Origin of the sequence: Pseudodesulfovibrio aespoeensis Aspo-2 (assembly GCF_000176915.2) — a bacterium.
GTDB classification, from domain to species: Bacteria; Desulfobacterota; Desulfovibrionia; order Desulfovibrionales; family Desulfovibrionaceae; genus Pseudodesulfovibrio; species Pseudodesulfovibrio aespoeensis.
This window is the reverse complement of record NC_014844.1, coordinates 1,589,021-1,603,744: the sequence shown is the minus strand read 5'-3', so window position 1 is coordinate 1,603,744 and position 14,724 is coordinate 1,589,021. Positions and strand designations below refer to the sequence as shown.

The 14,724-nt window shown below is 62.4% G+C and carries 17 protein-coding genes; 3 read left to right on the top strand and 14 right to left on the bottom strand.

Annotated elements, in window-relative coordinates; genetic code table 11:
• Positions 1-6: 6 nt before the first annotated feature.
• From DAES_RS07205 to DAES_RS07180, 6 genes are all read right to left on the bottom strand, one after another.
• A complete protein-coding gene (locus DAES_RS07205; protein WP_013514375.1) occupies positions 7-1,077 on the bottom strand; it encodes an ABC transporter permease in 1,071 nt (356 codons plus the stop codon).
• 12 nt (positions 1,078-1,089) lie between these two features.
• A complete protein-coding gene (locus DAES_RS07200; protein ID WP_013514374.1) occupies positions 1,090-2,271 on the bottom strand; it encodes a BMP family ABC transporter substrate-binding protein in 1,182 nt (393 codons plus the stop codon).
• A 126-nt stretch (positions 2,272-2,397) separates the two neighbouring features.
• On the bottom strand, positions 2,398-2,880 hold the full coding sequence (gene gpt / locus DAES_RS07195) for a xanthine phosphoribosyltransferase (protein WP_013514373.1): 483 nt from the start codon (positions 2,878-2,880) through the stop codon (positions 2,398-2,400).
• A 205-nt stretch (positions 2,881-3,085) separates the two neighbouring features.
• The gene (locus tag DAES_RS07190) at positions 3,086-4,036 is read right to left on the bottom strand and encodes a glucokinase (RefSeq protein ID WP_013514372.1); all 951 of its coding nucleotides are present in this window, start codon (positions 4,034-4,036) and stop codon (positions 3,086-3,088) included.
• A 260-nt stretch (positions 4,037-4,296) separates the two neighbouring features.
• Entirely contained in the window at positions 4,297-5,169 is an 873-nt protein-coding gene (locus DAES_RS07185; protein WP_013514371.1) for a motility protein A, read from the bottom strand.
• Positions 5,170-5,186: 17 nt separating this feature from the next.
• A complete protein-coding gene (locus DAES_RS07180; RefSeq protein ID WP_013514370.1) occupies positions 5,187-5,921 on the bottom strand; it encodes an OmpA/MotB family protein in 735 nt (244 codons plus the stop codon).
• Between the two features lie 201 nt (positions 5,922-6,122).
• On the opposite strand from DAES_RS07180, the gene DAES_RS07175 reads away from it, so the two are divergent.
• The 3 genes from DAES_RS07175 to DAES_RS07165 all read left to right on the top strand — a co-directional run bounded on the left by DAES_RS07175 (position 6,123) and on the right by DAES_RS07165 (position 7,837).
• On the top strand, positions 6,123-6,749 hold the full coding sequence (locus DAES_RS07175; RefSeq protein WP_013514369.1) for a Maf family protein: 627 nt from the start codon (positions 6,123-6,125) through the stop codon (positions 6,747-6,749).
• A gap of 66 nt (positions 6,750-6,815) precedes the next feature.
• Complete coding sequence (locus DAES_RS07170) at positions 6,816-7,367, top strand: GNAT family N-acetyltransferase (RefSeq protein ID WP_013514368.1); 552 nt, start codon at positions 6,816-6,818, stop codon at positions 7,365-7,367.
• Positions 7,364-7,837, top strand: coding sequence for a phosphatidylglycerophosphatase A family protein (locus tag DAES_RS07165; RefSeq protein ID WP_013514367.1), 474 nt, complete (start codon positions 7,364-7,366; stop codon positions 7,835-7,837). The genes DAES_RS07170 and DAES_RS07165 overlap by 4 nt, the downstream gene beginning before the upstream one ends.
• Positions 7,838-7,935: 98 nt before the next feature.
• Here the strand turns inward: DAES_RS07165 and pal are convergent, their stop codons facing one another.
• From pal to miaB, 8 genes are all read right to left on the bottom strand, one after another.
• Positions 7,936-8,487, bottom strand: a complete 552-nt coding sequence (gene pal, locus DAES_RS07160; protein ID WP_013514366.1) for a peptidoglycan-associated lipoprotein Pal — start codon at positions 8,485-8,487, stop codon at positions 7,936-7,938.
• Between the two features lie 120 nt (positions 8,488-8,607).
• Entirely contained in the window at positions 8,608-9,930 is a 1,323-nt protein-coding gene (locus DAES_RS07155; protein ID WP_013514365.1) for a PD40 domain-containing protein, read from the bottom strand.
• A gap of 6 nt (positions 9,931-9,936) precedes the next feature.
• Positions 9,937-10,791 carry a TonB family protein gene (locus DAES_RS07150; RefSeq protein ID WP_236608482.1) on the bottom strand — a complete coding sequence of 285 codons (855 nt, stop codon included), beginning with the start codon at positions 10,789-10,791 and terminating at the stop codon, positions 9,937-9,939.
• Between the two features lie 119 nt (positions 10,792-10,910).
• Positions 10,911-11,339 (bottom strand): protein TolR, encoded by a 429-nt coding sequence (tolR, locus tag DAES_RS07145; RefSeq protein ID WP_013514363.1) that lies wholly within the window; start codon positions 11,337-11,339, stop codon positions 10,911-10,913.
• 9 nt (positions 11,340-11,348) lie between these two features.
• Positions 11,349-12,053 carry a MotA/TolQ/ExbB proton channel family protein gene (locus tag DAES_RS07140; protein WP_013514362.1) on the bottom strand — a complete coding sequence of 235 codons (705 nt, stop codon included), beginning with the start codon at positions 12,051-12,053 and terminating at the stop codon, positions 11,349-11,351.
• Between the two features lie 98 nt (positions 12,054-12,151).
• Entirely contained in the window at positions 12,152-12,814 is a 663-nt protein-coding gene (locus DAES_RS07135; RefSeq protein WP_013514361.1) for a histidinol phosphate phosphatase domain-containing protein, read from the bottom strand.
• Between the two features lie 6 nt (positions 12,815-12,820).
• The gene (locus DAES_RS07130) at positions 12,821-13,315 is read right to left on the bottom strand and encodes a bifunctional nuclease family protein (RefSeq protein ID WP_013514360.1); all 495 of its coding nucleotides are present in this window, start codon (positions 13,313-13,315) and stop codon (positions 12,821-12,823) included.
• Positions 13,309-14,667: a tRNA (N6-isopentenyl adenosine(37)-C2)-methylthiotransferase MiaB gene (gene miaB, locus DAES_RS07125; protein WP_013514359.1), complete on the bottom strand. Its 1,359-nt coding sequence runs from the start codon at positions 14,665-14,667 to the stop codon at positions 13,309-13,311. Before miaB ends, DAES_RS07130 begins: the two co-directional genes overlap by 7 nt.
• Positions 14,668-14,724: the final 57 nt, after the last annotated feature.

Below are 14,724 nucleotides of genomic sequence, written 5' to 3'. Positions count from 1 at the left end.
GGCCGCCTACTCCTCCCCGTTTCGCGCCACGCGCACGATCCGGTAGGTCAGGAAAAACTGCCCGGCCAGCACCGTGAGCAGAATCATGCCTTCCATGATCACCCCAAAGGCCGCCGGTATCTGCAACTCAAGCTGGAGATTCTCCACCCCGACCCTGAGCGCGGCCAGCAAAAACGAGCCGAACGCGATGTTGAGCGGCTCAAGCCGGGCCAGCCAGGCCACCACGATGGCCGTGTAGCCGTACCCGACCATCAGGCTCGGCTGGAGCCGGTTGAGCACCGCCGAGGTCTCGACGCACCCGGCCCAGCCCGCGAATCCGCCGGAGAGGCACATGACGAACATGGTCAGCATCCCGTAACGGATCTTGGCGTACCGGGCCACGCGCGCGCCCTCGCCGCTGGCCTTGAGTTCGAATCCGAGCCGGGTGAAGCGCATGAAGGCCCACAGCCCAACGCCGACCACCGCGCAGAAGAGCAGCCCCCAGTGGACGCGGCTGTCGCCGATGCCCTGGATGACCGCTCCGGGCGTGAACTCCGGGGTCATGGGAAAGCCGAAACTGGTCGGATCTTTCCACACGCCGAAGACGAGATAGTCGAGCAGCAGTATGGCGATATAGTTGAGCATCAGGGTCGAGATGATCTCGTTGACGCGCAGCTTGAGCCTGAGCACCGCCGGGATGAAGGCCCAGGCCCCGCCCAGGATGAAGGCCATGGCGAACATGAGCGGCATCAGCCCGTACCATGGCAGATCAGGAAAGCTCAGCGCCATCCAGGTGGCCCCGATGGCACCCAGGGCGAACTGCCCCTCGGCGCCGATGTTCCAAATCTGCATCCGAAAGGCCACGGCCACGCCAAGCGAACAAAGAAAGAGCGGAATCGCCTTGAGCAGCGCGCCCTCAAGGGCCCACAGGTTGCCGAAACTGCCCTGCCACAGGATGTTCATCCCGTGCAGCGCGTCCTTGCCCTGCCCCGCCAGGAGCAGCGCGCTCACACCCAGCGAAAAGAGCAGGGCGCCCAGGAAAATGACCAGGGCGCCCCACTTCCAGGGTTCATCTCGTTTTCTGATCTTCAGTGCCATCTGTCCGAGTCTTTACTCGGCCGATCCGACAACACCTTCCACGAACCAGGTCATGCCCAGCAGGTCGCCGTCAGCCATGACGGTGCCCTCGGCCACAACGACCTCGCCGTTCTGGTTCTTGATGGGACCGGCGAACACGGTGTCGGTTCCGTCGACCATCTCGTCGCGCTTGGCCATGACGCTGGCCTTGACATCCTCGGGAACCATCGGACCCATGGGCGCGATGTCCACCACGCCGTCCTGCATGGACCACCACATGGACTGGTCGCCCTGCCAGGAACCGTCGCGCACCTGCTCCACGGTCTTGACGTACATGGGGGCCCAGTTCCAGATGGCCGAGGTCAGGTGCGCCTTGGGCGCGAACGAGGACATGTCTGAGTTGTAGCCCACGGAGTAGGCACCCGCCTCCTGCGCGGCCTCCTGCGGGGCCGGGGAGTCCTGATGCTGGGCGATCACGTCGCAACCGGCATCAAGCAGGCTCTTGGCGGCGTCCTTCTCAAGGGCCGGGTCGTACCAGGTCTTGGTCCAGACCACGCGCACCTCGGCCTCGGGATTGACCTGACGCACGCCGATGGTGAAGGCGTTGATGCCGCGAATGACCTCGGGAATGGGGAAGGCGGCCACGTAGCCAAGCTTGTTGGACTTGGTCATGGCACCGGCCACCAGACCGGTCAGGTAGCGCGCCTGATAGATGCGGCCAAAGTAGTTGTTGACGTTCTCGGCCTTCTTGAAGCCGGAGCAGTGCATGAAACGCAGGTTGGGAAATTCCTTGGCCACCTTGATGGTCGGGTCCATGTAGCCGAAGCTGGTGGTGAAGATGATGTCGAACTCCTTGCGGGCCATGTTGCGGATGACGCGCTCGGAATCAGCGCCTTCAGGCACGGACTCGACAAAGGAGGTGGTGGCGAAATCCAGCTCTTCCACTGCCTTGCGGCCAAGGTCATGGGCATAGGAGTAACCCGCGTCGCCGACCGGGGAGACGTAGACAAACCCGGCCTTGACGGTCTTGGCCTCAGCCGGGGCAGCACCCTCGGTGGGAGCTGCTTCGGGAGCGGTTTCGGCCACAGCCTCAGGCTGGGCCGCCGCAGGCTCTTCGGCCTTTTTCTCTTCCGGAGACTCGGCGCAGGCAAACAGGGACAGCATCAGCACCAGCGAGGCGGCTGATACGGCAAGCAGTTTCATCATTTTTTTCATTGTGGACCTCTCCATGTGCGTTTTTATCAACAGCCAATATCCCAGTGTGCATTTTTGAGCAACACCCGCGCCAAAGCCGCAGGCTCCATCAACTTGTTAAAACTGACTATTTATTTTGGCACCTGTCTATTCAGATGCCTGGATGATGGGTTCGACAAACTGCGCCCCGGCATCCCACGGGAACAATATCCAGGTATCCTGACTGACTTCGGTGATGTAGGTCTCGACCATGGGACGGCCAGCAGGCTTGGCATAGACCGTGGCAAAATGGGCCTTGGGCACCATGTCGCGGGCGATCTGTGCGGTCTTGCCCGTGTCCACCAGATCGTCGATGAGCAGCCACCCTTCGCCGTCGTTCTGCAGGGGCTTGAGGATGGCGGCCTGGCCCTGCTCCTTCCAGTCGTAGCTGGAGAGGCAGATGGTGTCGATGAGGCGGATGTCGAGCTCGCGGGCGATGATGGCCGCGGGCACGAGCCCGCCGCGGGTGATGGCGATGATGCCCTTCCAGGGTCCCTTTTCCATCAGTCTCCAGGAAAGGGCACGACAGTCGCGCTGCAACTGTTCCCAGGAAACGGGATACATCTTCTGGTAGCTGTTTTTGTCACCCATGACGTTGCTTTCTCCTGGCTTTTCCCCGAAAGGGGCGTACGGAAGAACCGTGCATTTACCCTTGTTCGACCGATTAATCAAGAGCGCAGGCCAACCATGCTCTACCGAAACAAAATCAAATATCTCTGTGTATTCGGGATGGATGGCCGAAAGACTCCTCCAGTCCACAAGGGCCAGGACAGACCAGCGGCTGAGGGGTATGCACTCATTCCTTCCCCCCGTGCAGGAGTTGCGCGCCGTGAAAGGCAGCGCCGTAGAGACCGCTCTCCTGGTTGGCGTTGAGCCGGATCGGCACGGAGCGCAGGTACTCGCCGTGAACATGCGAGTTGTGGAACTCGTCCAGGAACTCCGGTGCAGTGACGAGCATGGGGTTCCTGGCGGCCACGCCACCCGCGATAAACAGCCCGCCGCGCGCCATCAGGGCCATGGCCCAGTTGCGGCACGCCCTGCCGTAGAAGCGGGCAAACCACTGTGTGGTCGGGCTCTCCACTGTAATCCTGGCGGAAATCACGTCGGGCGACAGATTCTCGCCCGTGAGATGCTGATGGACGAGACGCAGCCCCAGCCCCGTGACCACCGTGTCGCCCTCGGCCCAGTTGCGCCCGGAGGCCGTGCGGTTGAACTCCTCGTACACGGCTTCTTCCGGGCCGGTGAACGGGAAGCTCATGTGTCCGGCCTCGGACGAGAGCGCAACCCACCGGTCGCCGTCAGGGATCAGAGCCGAGTGCCCCAGCCCGGTGCCCGCGCCGATAACCCCGACCACAGCTCCCGGCTCCGGCTCCCCGGCCTGGATGACCTGCGCCTCGGCAACGGCGGTGGTGCGGCAGGCATAGGCCTGGGCCGCGAAATCATTGATCAGACACGCTGTGGGGGTCCCCAGGTCCACCTCGCGCAGGTCCACGCCCCAGGGCGCGTTGGGCAGGCGGCATTGGACCCCGCCATGCACCGCCCCGGCCACGGCCAGCACCGCAGCGTCGATGACGCCGGACAGGGGGAACCCGCTGGCCCGGACCTGATCGAGCAGATCGGCAAAGGACGCGGCCTCGTGAGTCTTCAGCCAGAGGGAGCGCTCCATGACCAGTGCGCCGCCTGCGGTGTCGAAGAGTGCGAACCGGCTGTTGGTGCCGCCGATGTCGGCGGCCAGGATTATCGCCATGTGTAGTGCCCTCCCTGATTCGGCACGATACCACAAACCAGGGCAAAAAAAAGGAGCCGCAAGGCTCCTCAGAGTATTGACAAAGTCCGCTCTGACAGGCTGTTGAGAAAGGTTCGAGTGCTAGGCGCGAAAAAAAGGCAAGGCCGACGCGTATATGCAATACGCGAGGGTTTGCCTTTTTTGAAGCAACGACGCAATCGGACCTTTGTCAGCAGCCTGAGGAGCCGCAAGGCTCCTTTTCGCGAATTGATCAGGGACGCCTAGGCGGCTTCCGTGGACTCCGTCAGAAGTGACTCGCTGCCAGCCATGTCTTCAATATCAACGGGTTGGTTGCGCTTCTGGACGTACTTGCGGGTGATGCGGCGCAGGGTCTCGGTCTTGCCCTCGCGCTCGCTGGGGCTGAGGAACGAGGCCAGCTTGCGCTCCAGCTTGTAGGAGTTCTGCTCCTTGCTGATGGCCACGATGCCCTCCAGGACCAGCTTCTGATTCAGAAGCTCCACCCGCGTGGAATAGTTGATGTTCTCAGCAATGGGTGAGAAAACGAGATTGCTTAAGACCAGCCCGTAGAGGGTCGAGATGAAGGCCACGGGGATATTCTTGAGGATGACCGCCGTGTCGTTGATGCCCATGAGCAGGCCAATCAGGCCGATGACGCTGCCCGCCACGCCAAAGGCCGGGGCCATGCGCGCCATGGTCTGGAAGAACCGCTCGCTCTGCTGGCGGCGCAGGTTGAAGAAGGCCATTTCGGAATTGAGTGCCTCGCGGATCTCCTCTTCCTTGTAATTGTCCACCAGCAGGATCAGACCGTTTTGCAAAAACGAGCTGATTTCGCGATGCTCGCTGCGCTCAAGGGAGAGGACGCCGTCCACCTTGCTCTTGACTGAAAGGTCAAGCAGGGTGTTGACGATCTCCTCGGAAGTGGCGTGCCCGTTGGCATAGGCGTTCCTGGCCACCCTGAAGGCATTCCTGATGTGGGCTGTCGGATAACTGACGAGCATGGCCGCGGTCAGGCCGGAGACGACCACCAGGAAGGCGGCCAGATTCCAATAGGCCGAGGCCGCGCCTGTCAGCAGGAAGCTGCCTACGAAGAGCAGCAGACTGAGCACCACGCCGATGAGATTCTTTTTGTTCATTGCAGCCTCGGACCTGTTCAGAGTTCGTTGGTGATGACGATTTCGACGCGCCGGTTCATGGCCTGATTGGCCGGAGTCGTACCGGGAAGCTCCGGATGCAGCCTGCCCCTGCCCGTGATGACCACGCGCCTGGGGTCCACCTTGAACCGGGTCATGAGCTGGTCCGCCACCTCGGTGGCCCGGCCCGTGGACAGGGCAAAGCCCTGCCTAGTCCCGGCCTCGTTCCCGCCCTCATCTTCAGACGCGTACCCGATGACATGGACCGTGCCGACGCTCAGGCGGACCACCTCGGCGATCTCGCTCAGGTATTGCCCCGATTCTGGGGCAAGGCCCGCCTCGTTCACGGCAAAAAACAGATCGCCGCGCAGGGTGACGCGGATGCGGCCCTGACCTTCGCGGACCACGGTCACGCCGTCCGTGCGCGAGCGGAACAGGACCTGATTGTCGGCCACCCGGACCGTCTCCTGGGAGCCGTTGGCACCGGCCCGGCTGGACAGCTGGCCGATGAGCCCGATGAGCGGATCGAGCGCGCTGGCCGCCTGGGCCTCGTCCGCGCTCTGCTGGCTGAACAGGACCTTCACGTCCTGATGGGTGCTGGAATAGATGAACAGGACCACGAACAGCACGAACATGACCATCATCAGGTCGGCCCAGGGCACGGCCCAGGCATTCGCGCCCGAGGCGACCGGCGGTCCCTCGATCTGCTCAAATGAGGAAAATCCCCTGGTGAAATTTTGTTCCATGTCTCGCATGCTGGCTCCTGCGTCTTACGCACACGCGGTCAAGCAAAAAGCACGCCACGAGTATAACCGCTTGTTTTATCGCAACTATAATAATAATCGGCGCGGCCAGCACAACCGTTACACCCGAAGCGGCAAAAAACCGTCGCCCGGCTCACCTGGGCTCTGCCAGCATTGACTCGCCAGCGGATATGGGCCAATTACGAGCGCATCATGACACAGAAAACACCCGGCCCGTTCACCTCCCTTGTCCCCATTGTCCTGGCCTCTGGTTCGCCCCGCAGGCGCGAGCTCCTGGCCGATCTCGGCCTTGACTTCGAGGTTGCGCCCAGCCGGGCCGAGGAGCCCGCCCCGCTGCCCGGCGAACTCCCGACAGACTATGCGGCGCGCATGGCGGAAATGAAGACTGCGGAAGTGGCTGCCCGGTTCCCGGACCGAATCGTGCTCGGCGCAGACACCATCGTGGTGCTCGGCGACAGGATCATGGGCAAGCCGTCCGACGCCGCCCAGGCCCTGGCCATGCTCACGGCCCTGTCCGGCCAGACCCATCAGGTGATCACTGCCTTCTGTCTGGTGCTGCCCGGTCACGACACCGTCACCCGCACCGCAACCACGGACGTGGACATGCGCACCTCGACCGAAACCGAACTGCGCGCCTACATCGCCACAGGCGAACCCACGGACAAGGCCGGAGCCTACGCCATCCAGGGCGTGGGCACCTTCCTGGTCACGGCCATCAGGGGTTCCTATACGAATGTGGTCGGGTTGCCGGTGGCCCGGGTGCTGAAAACGCTGCTGGAGTCGGGAGTGGTTGTCCCCGGAGGGATTGCTGCATCCTGATCTGCTGCGATTGCGAGGCATCGAATTTATTTAGTCAAAGATATTTCCCGACAAAGTTGAGAGTGAATGAACATGATCAATGTGCGGCAGATCACGGCCCTCACTGCCGGACAATTTCGCGAGTTGTGCGACCTGCTTGTGGACTCGGTTGAAGGCGGGGCTTCGGTGGGCTTTCTGTCTCCGTTATCCATGGAAAAGGCCGGGGAATACTGGCGCACGGTGGCGGACGCCCTGCCGTCGGGCCTTGCGCTGTTCATTGCCGAAGATGAGAGTTCCATAGTCGGCTCGGTCCAGCTTGCGCCCTGCGCCAGGGAGAACGGACTGCATCGCGCCGAGATACAAAAGCTCTTTGTGTTGCGCAGCCACAGGGGTCAGGGCATTGCGACAGAGTTGATGCATGCTGCGCAAACGCATGCCCTCTCCCTGGGACGGACACTTCTGGTGCTGGATACCCATGCGGGAAGCAAGGCCGAAGCCTTGTATGAACACCTTGGCTGGAAAAGGGCCGGGAGCATTCCCGATTATGCCGCCAGCCCGGACGGGACACTGCACGGAACCGTATTCTTGTACAAACGGATCAGCCCGAACAGAGACACGGAAGCGAGGAAAAGACCATGAAAGGCAAATCCCCCCTGGACATCCTGGGCACGGCCCTGGCCACCCTTGGCCCCATCGGCCATTTTCCAAAGGCGCCGGGCACCTGGGGTTCGCTGGCTGCGGTGATCGCCGCGCCGTGGTTGTTCCTGCCCCTGCCTCTATGGGGTCGGGTAGCCGTGCTCGTGGTCGTCTTTGCTGTCGGCACCTGGGCCTGCGGCGTGGCCGAGCGGACTCTGGACCGCAAAGACCCCGGCTGTGTGATCATCGACGAATTGTTCGGCCAGTGGCTGACCCTGCTCTTTTTCGCGTCCATGCCCATCTGGTATCTGGGTCTGGCCTTTGTCCTCTTCCGGATTTTTGACATCCTCAAGCCCTGGCCCGTCAGGTGGGCCGAGACCGCCTTTGCCGGTGGCCTTGGCGTCATGGCCGACGACGGCGTGGCCGGGCTGTACGCCCTGCTCTGCCTGCACCTGATCGCGTTGATTCTCTAGCACAGGTCCGAACGCCTCCCGTTTTCCCCGCCAGGGGCCCCAAAAGAAAACGCCGCCCCCTTTCGGGAGCGGCGTGGGTGTTCCGTGGATACGCCCGATTAGCGGACAACGAACTCGGCCCGGCGGTTCTTGGCCCAGGCGGTTTCGTTGTGGGCGGAATCAAGGGGCTTCTCCTCGCCAAAACTGACGATGCTCATGCGACCGGGATCAACGCCGAGGATGACCAGATGCTCATAGGCCGCGCGTGCGCGCCGCTCGCCCAGAGCCAGGTTGTATTCCTCGGTGCCACGCTCGTCGCAATGGCCTTCGACAACGACCCTGACATCGGTGTAGCGACGCATGATGTTGGCCTTGAGAGCCAGGATCGAGCGCGCCTCGGAGTTCAGTTCGTAGGAGTCAAAGGCAAAGTTGATGGTCACGCTGGTCAGCTCGGTCACGGCCTCGGTCTTGGCGCGGCGTTCGGCCTCGGAAGCAAGCGTGGCTTCGTCCATGGAGGAGTCAGAGGACGAAGACTTCCACTGGCTTTCGTCGGTGACCTCGACCTGGGCACCGGGAGGGGTGGTGGTCGTTTTTTTCTTGGCACACCCGGCTCCGACGCCAAGCGCCAGAACCAACAGAATCAATACAGAAAAATACCATCTCGATGTCATGCCCACTCCTTGAGGTAGGGCCGTTTCCCGGCCATTAATGTTTACACTGCCCGGAAAAAAGGGGCACCAATACTAAAGTGTACCCTTTTGCCACTAAAAATCAACCCAAACCCAGACACATTACCACTGCAATGCCGTATCCCACGCCGGGGCAAAGGCCTGACCCGGACCGGTGGATATGACCCGCGGGGTATCGCCATGCCGCGTGGTCAGGTAGAGCTTGAACCCCCCCGACCGGTTGGAGGCAAAGGCCACAAAATACCCATCCGGATCGAATGCCGGATATTCGTCGTTTCCAGGCCCGAACGTCAACTGTTTCTCACGTCCCGTCGCAAGATCGTGCAGGAAAATCCTATGTCCGCTTCCGGTCCGGTTGGTGTAGGCTATGTAACGGCCATCCGGGCTCAGGCACGGATGGGTGTTATACTTCCCGGTCATGGTCACCCGACGCACCTCGCCGGATTTCATGTCCATGAGATAAACATGCGGGTTGCCCGCCCGGCCCGAGGTAAAGGCCATCTTGGTGCCGGTGCGGTCAAAGCTCGGGGACACGTCGATATACGGGCTGCGCGCCAGCACGCGTTGCGGCTTGAAGGAGGCGTCAAGTTCCTGGATGTCCGTTGCCCCGTTGACATTGAGCGCCACGATGGGCTTGTCGCCAGGGCCAAAGACCGGGCTGATGATCGTTTGCCCAAGCCCCTGGGAATACAGGGTGATCTTCTGGGTCTTGCTGTCGTAGACACCCAACTCGTGCCGAGTGCTGGCGATATGCGTGAAGATGATCTTGGAGCCGTCCGCAGACCAGGAGGGGCTCAGGTTGTAGCCGCCGAGATTGGTGATGCGCTTGAGTTCGCGCCCCTGAGGCAAAACCGTGTATATTTCCTTGGCCTTGCCATCCTGCCGGACAAAGGCGACGGGCGAATCAAAGAATCCCTTCTTGCCGGTCAGGGCCTCAAGAAAGGCCGAGCAGAAACGGTCTGCCGCCTGGGCCAGGGTTATCTCGCCCACGTCGTTGTAGGACTTGCCCACCACCCGGCGGCCACCAAAGGTTTCAAAGACCCTGGCCTCCAGGTATCGCCCGTTCCAGCCCGTGGTCATGCACAGGTCGATGCGGGCCATCTGCATGGGCTTGAAATCGATGTCGCCGCCGCCCACGCCGCGGCTCGGGTCGCCACCCAGGAGCTCGGAGGTGGGAATCAGCTTCAGGAACGGGATGTAGTTGAGGTTGTTGACCACCAGCTCCTCGAACGCCTTGGCCTGGGCTGTCGGCAGTTGGCTGCCACCAAGCCCCTTGGGCGGAAGGAGAATGATGTTGACCATGCGTTGTCCCGGCCCGTGGATGTCCACGGTGAGCGGTCCCGATGCAAGGGCCGTGGTCGCCACGAAGACCGTGACAACGACTGCGACGGCAACTGAGGCGCAAAACGTCAAAGTTCTTTTCATTGCGATCTACTCTGAGAGTTCCTGGCTGTTGAAGTTGATTCGGAGCGTGCGGTCCCTTTCAGTCCGGGGCCGCTCGACGGATTCCGTTTCCTTTATGGCCCGAAGGGCCGAGCTGTCGAATTCAGGATTGTTCGACGACTGGATGACCTGCGAAGAGAGAATCCTGCCCTCCTGGTCGAGAAGGATTTCGATGGTGGCGACCATGTTCGACTCGCCCGCAAAACTCGGATACCGCCAATGCTTCTTGATGGCCGTGCCCACGATGAGCGCGTAGACTTCCGAGAGTCCGGAGCCCGTGCCGCCGACCACCCCGCCCTCGATACCGCCCTCCTGCCCGCCGCGCTGGCCGCCGTGGGCGTAGACCTGGTCACCCTCGCGCTTCTTGAGGGCGGCGAGCTCGCTGGCTATGGCCGCGCTCTTCTGCTTTTCCTGCGCGCCCGCCTTGGCCTTGGTCTCTGCCTTGGCAGCGGCCAGCCCCTCGGCCAGCATCTGCTCGGTGGTCTTTTTCGGTTCAGGCTTGGGCTCAGGCTTTGGTTCCGGCTTGGGTGCCGGTTTTGGCTTGGGCGGCTCCTCTTTCTTGATGGGCTGCTTCTCGACCTTTTTCGGACTGATGTCCTTGACTTCCGGCTCCGGCTTGGGCTCCGGCTTGGGCTCCGGCTTGGGCTCGGGTTTCGGCTCCGGTTTGGCCTCGACCACCGGGACCGGCTTGATCTCGGCCACCGGCCCTGACGCGGCCTCGACCACGGGCACAGGAGCCTCGGCCGTCGCAGCCTCGGGCTTGCCGGACGCCTCGACCACGGGCGCAAGGCCGGGCGGCGGGGCGAGCGTGACAAGATCAACGCTGTACACAGGCCGGTCCATGTTCACCCGCACACTCTGGCCGCCCGCCCAGAACAGGGCAAAGGCCAAAAACGAGGCATGGAGCACAAAAGAAAGTGTGAACCAGAAACTTTGCCGCATAGTGGGATATTGCCCGGTGGCTACTTTTTTTGGCCCTGTTTGTTCAGATCCCGCGTCTCTTCGGCCACGATGCCGAGGCGGTCTATGCCCGCAGCCTTGATCTCGCCCATGACCCGAACCACGGTGCCGTAAGGCACAGCGGCATCAGCGCGCAGGAAGAGCTGCTTCTTCTGCCCAGCCACCAGACGCGTCAGGTGACCTTCCAGATCTTCCTCGGCCACCTGATACTCGTCCAGGAACATGATGCCGTCGCCCCGGATGGACAGCACCAGATGCTCCGAGTCCTGGGGCAGGTTCTTGACCGTGCGCGTGGTGGGCAGGTCCACCTCCACGCCCTGGGTCATCAGCGGTGCCGTGACCATGAAGATGATCAACAGCACGAGCATCACGTCGACAAAGGGCGTGACGTTGATTTCATTGAGGAATCCGCCGCCCGTCTTGATAGCCATGACGGCCTCCTAGTTTTTCTCGCCCTTGGAGGCCCAGGTGATCTCACGTTCGGCCCGGTTGAGGAACGCTCCGGCAAAGTCGATCATCCCGCTCTCCACCTCGTTGAGCTTGCCCAGGAAATAGTTGTAGAAAATGGTCGCCGGAATGGCCACCAGCAGACCGATGGCCGTGGCTATGAGCGCCTCGGAGATGCCGGGGGCCACGGTGGCCAGGGCGGCGGACTGGGCCAGGCCGATGGAGTGGAACGAGTGCATGATGCCCCAGACCGTGCCAAACAGGCCGATGAACGGGGCCGCGTTGGCACAGGTGGCCAGGAAGGGCAGGTTGCGGGTCAGGATGCGCATCTCCTTTGAGATGCCCTGCTTGAGCACCCGGCGCAGGGTGTCCTTGACCAGCAGCCGCTTGCGCTCGCGATTGACGTCCGCCTTTTCGAGCAGGCGGAACTCCTTGACCGCCAGGGTGCTGACCCTGGAGAGCGGCGACTGCTCCTTGGCTCCCAGCGCCTTGAGGCCCGACGAAAGATCGCCGGCAGAGGTGAAGGCCTCGTAGCCGAGCATGACCTTCTTGCGGGCCTCGCCGATGGTGAAGAACTTGTAGAAAATGATGGTCCAGCTCCACAGGGACATGGCGGCCAGGAAGAGCAGCACCATCTTCACCGCCAGGGTCGCCCCCGCCAGAAGCGTGAAAAGATCGCTGTCAGGAAGCATATTCATGTTTCACCCTTAAATGTTTGTTGTGACTGATGGCCTGCCCCGTTGCGGGAGACCGGCCATCCAGGCCCACTGCCCTCGTCATCAACTGCCTAGAATCATCAGTTCCCGCCCTGCTTCATGCATCGGTGCACGATCGCCCAGGCGTTGGCTTCCGTCTGCCGGTATTCGTCCGGGGTCAGCCCCGCGCCCAACGCGACAGTCCTGCGCAAATCCTTTGAAATGAGGTCTCTTGGCGCATGTGCGTCGTTGTTGACCACCAGCTTGGCGCCGAACCTGCGCGCCATGGCGGCCACGTGGCCGTTGGTGTAGCTGTGGCCGCCGCGCGTGGTGATCTCAAGGGCCACGCCCTTCTCGACGGCCAGCTTGACTTCCTGCTCGGTGATCAGTCCGGGATGGGCCAGGATATCCACCCCGGCCTCGATGGCGGCCAGATTGGTCCCGGCGGCCACGGGCTCCACCGGCGTCTCGCCGTGCATGACCACCACCTGCGCCCCGGCCTCGCGCGCCTTGGCCACCATCTCGCCGATGAGCGCCGGGGGAATATGGGTCAGCTCGACCCCAGCCAGGACGTTGAGATCGTAGAAATGCCCGTGCTGCTTCACGAAACGCAGGATGTTCTCGACCGTGAAATACAGGGTGCTCTCGTCGGCGTGGTCGGTCATGCAGATGGCCTTGTAGCCGATGACCTCGGCCCTGCGGACCAGCTCTGCCGGGATAAGCTCGCCGTCGCTGAAAATCGTGTGCGTGTGCAGATCGATCATGGGCGCCTACATCTTGTATTTTGTTTCATCTTCCGAAAATTTCTCAAGCTCTTCTGCCCACTTGTCGGCATCATCCGTCTTGATGACCCGCTTTGCGCCCTGCTGCATGGGGCCGCCGCCCTCGGCAAGCACCCGCTCGGCCACCAGGATCGGGCACTTGGCGCGCACGGCCAGGGCAATGGCGTCGGACGGCCTGCTGTCCACCCGGCGGGTCTCATTGCCCTGGGCAACGATGATCTCGGCATAGAAGGTGCCCTCCCGGATGTCCGTCACCTCCACCTGGGCCACCTGGCCGCCAAGGTTGCCGATGGCGCTCAGCAGCAGATCGTGGGTCATGGGCCGGGGAAATGGAACCGCGTTGATGGCCACGGAAATGGCCATGGCCTCCATGGCCCCGATCCAGATGGGCAGCACGCGCTCCCCCCCGGCCTCCTTGAGCACCAGTATGGGGGCCTTGCTGGTTTCATCCAGGGCAAGTCCAAAGATATCGACCTTTACCACGGCGTTCCGATCCTTTCGCCCATGAGCGAATGCTTCTTGGCCTGTGTGATCCGGACAGGCATGAGCAGGCCGACCAGCCCCTCGCGCACGTCCGTGGGGACATTGACGATGCGCCCTGCCGGATCGCGGCCCTTCCAGGAAGTGGCGGTGGAGGAGGTGGCCCCTGGGTCCTGAATACGGCTCAGCCCCTCGACAAACACGTCCGTTTCGACACCCTCAAGCATTTTTAGACATTTTCTAGTAATACTATTTTGCAGAGTCTGCAAGCGCATCAAGCGGTCCGCAGCCACTTGGGGATCAACTTTCGGCTCCATGTTCACAGCGGCCACGCCAGGCCTGTCGGAATACTTGAAGGAAAAGCTCGAATCATACCCCACGGCCTCCATGACGTCGAGGGTGGCCTGAAAATCCGCCTCGGTCTCGCCGGGAAAGCCCACGATGAGATCCGTGGTCAGGGCGATGCCGGGCCGCGCCCGCCTCAGGGCCTCGACAGTGCGCATGTAGTGGTCCAGCGTGTACCGGCGGCGCATGGCCTTGAGCATCGCATCGGAGCCGGATTGCAGGGGCAGGTGCAGCGACGGACACAGCATGTCGAACTCGCCGAAGGCCGCAATGACTTCAGGCGCGATGTCCTTGGGGTGCGAGGTGGTGAAGCGCAGCCGGTCCAGACCGTCAAGCCCGGCCACGCGCCTGAGCAACTGGGCGAAGCTGACGCCCGCCCCGCCCTTGTCCAGGCCGAAGCTGTTGACGTTCTGCCCGAGCAGGGTGATCTCGCGCACCCCGGAGGCAACCAGGGCGCGGCATTCATCCACCACCGCGTCCGGATGGCGCGACTTCTGCCGCCCGCGGGTATAGGGCACTATGCAGTAAGCGCAAAAATTGTCGCACCCCTGCATGATGGTGACGAACGCCTGCCGGGTACGGTTTGCCGTCTGCTCCCCAGGGGTCTCACGCTCCTCGTACACGGGCATGAAATCGAGCAGGGCCACCCGCTCGTCGTCCCCGGCCACCAAGCGCTCCAGGGCATTGGGCGCACCCACGATGCCGTCAGAGCCGAAGACAAGCCGGACAAAAGGGAACCGCTCGAAGAACCCCCGGCCTATCTGCTGGGCCACGCACCCGCCCACCACGGCAAAAACCCGGTCGTCGCGCCCAAGATGGGCCGCGATGCGGCCAAGCTCACTGTACACCTTCTGCTCGGGCTTGTCTCGGACGCTACAGGTGTTGAAGATATAGACCAGAGCCTCGTCCTCGCCCGCCTCCTGCCAGCCCCGGCTCTCCAGGGCGCGGGCCAGCCACTGCGAATCGTGGACGTTCATCTGGCAGCCGAAGGTGGTGATGTGGAATTTCATGAAAACAGAATCCTGACCGGCCAACCGGGCAATTGCAGGTTATGGGGATCGCGTCGC

Excerpts from the sequence above, each read along its gene's own strand:
- DAES_RS07155 (WP_013514365.1), bottom strand. The coding sequence starts at position 9,930 with ATGAAAAGAACTTTGACGTTTTGCGCCTCAGTTGCCGTCGCAGTCGTT.
- tolR (WP_013514363.1), bottom strand. The coding sequence starts at position 11,339 with ATGGCTATCAAGACGGGCGGCGGATTCCTCAATGAAATCAACGTCACG.
- DAES_RS07135 (WP_013514361.1), bottom strand. The coding sequence starts at position 12,814 with ATGATCGATCTGCACACGCACACGATTTTCAGCGACGGCGAGCTTATC.
- DAES_RS07170 (WP_013514368.1), top strand. The coding sequence starts at position 6,816 with ATGAACATGATCAATGTGCGGCAGATCACGGCCCTCACTGCCGGACAA.
- DAES_RS07140 (WP_013514362.1), bottom strand. The coding sequence starts at position 12,053 with ATGAATATGCTTCCTGACAGCGATCTTTTCACGCTTCTGGCGGGGGCG.
- DAES_RS07190 (WP_013514372.1), bottom strand. The coding sequence starts at position 4,036 with ATGGCGATAATCCTGGCCGCCGACATCGGCGGCACCAACAGCCGGTTC.
- miaB (WP_013514359.1), bottom strand. The coding sequence starts at position 14,667 with ATGAAATTCCACATCACCACCTTCGGCTGCCAGATGAACGTCCACGAT.
- DAES_RS07185 (WP_013514371.1), bottom strand. The coding sequence starts at position 5,169 with ATGAACAAAAAGAATCTCATCGGCGTGGTGCTCAGTCTGCTGCTCTTC.
- pal (WP_013514366.1), bottom strand. The coding sequence starts at position 8,487 with ATGACATCGAGATGGTATTTTTCTGTATTGATTCTGTTGGTTCTGGCG.
- DAES_RS07205 (WP_013514375.1), bottom strand. The coding sequence starts at position 1,077 with ATGGCACTGAAGATCAGAAAACGAGATGAACCCTGGAAGTGGGGCGCC.
- DAES_RS07180 (WP_013514370.1), bottom strand. The coding sequence starts at position 5,921 with ATGCGAGACATGGAACAAAATTTCACCAGGGGATTTTCCTCATTTGAG.
- DAES_RS07165 (WP_013514367.1), top strand. The coding sequence starts at position 7,364 with ATGAAAGGCAAATCCCCCCTGGACATCCTGGGCACGGCCCTGGCCACC.
- DAES_RS07175 (WP_013514369.1), top strand. The coding sequence starts at position 6,123 with ATGACACAGAAAACACCCGGCCCGTTCACCTCCCTTGTCCCCATTGTC.
- DAES_RS07200 (WP_013514374.1), bottom strand. The coding sequence starts at position 2,271 with ATGAAAAAAATGATGAAACTGCTTGCCGTATCAGCCGCCTCGCTGGTG.
- DAES_RS07150 (WP_236608482.1), bottom strand. The coding sequence starts at position 10,791 with ATGGACCGGCCTGTGTACAGCGTTGATCTTGTCACGCTCGCCCCGCCG.
- gpt (WP_013514373.1), bottom strand. The coding sequence starts at position 2,880 with ATGGGTGACAAAAACAGCTACCAGAAGATGTATCCCGTTTCCTGGGAA.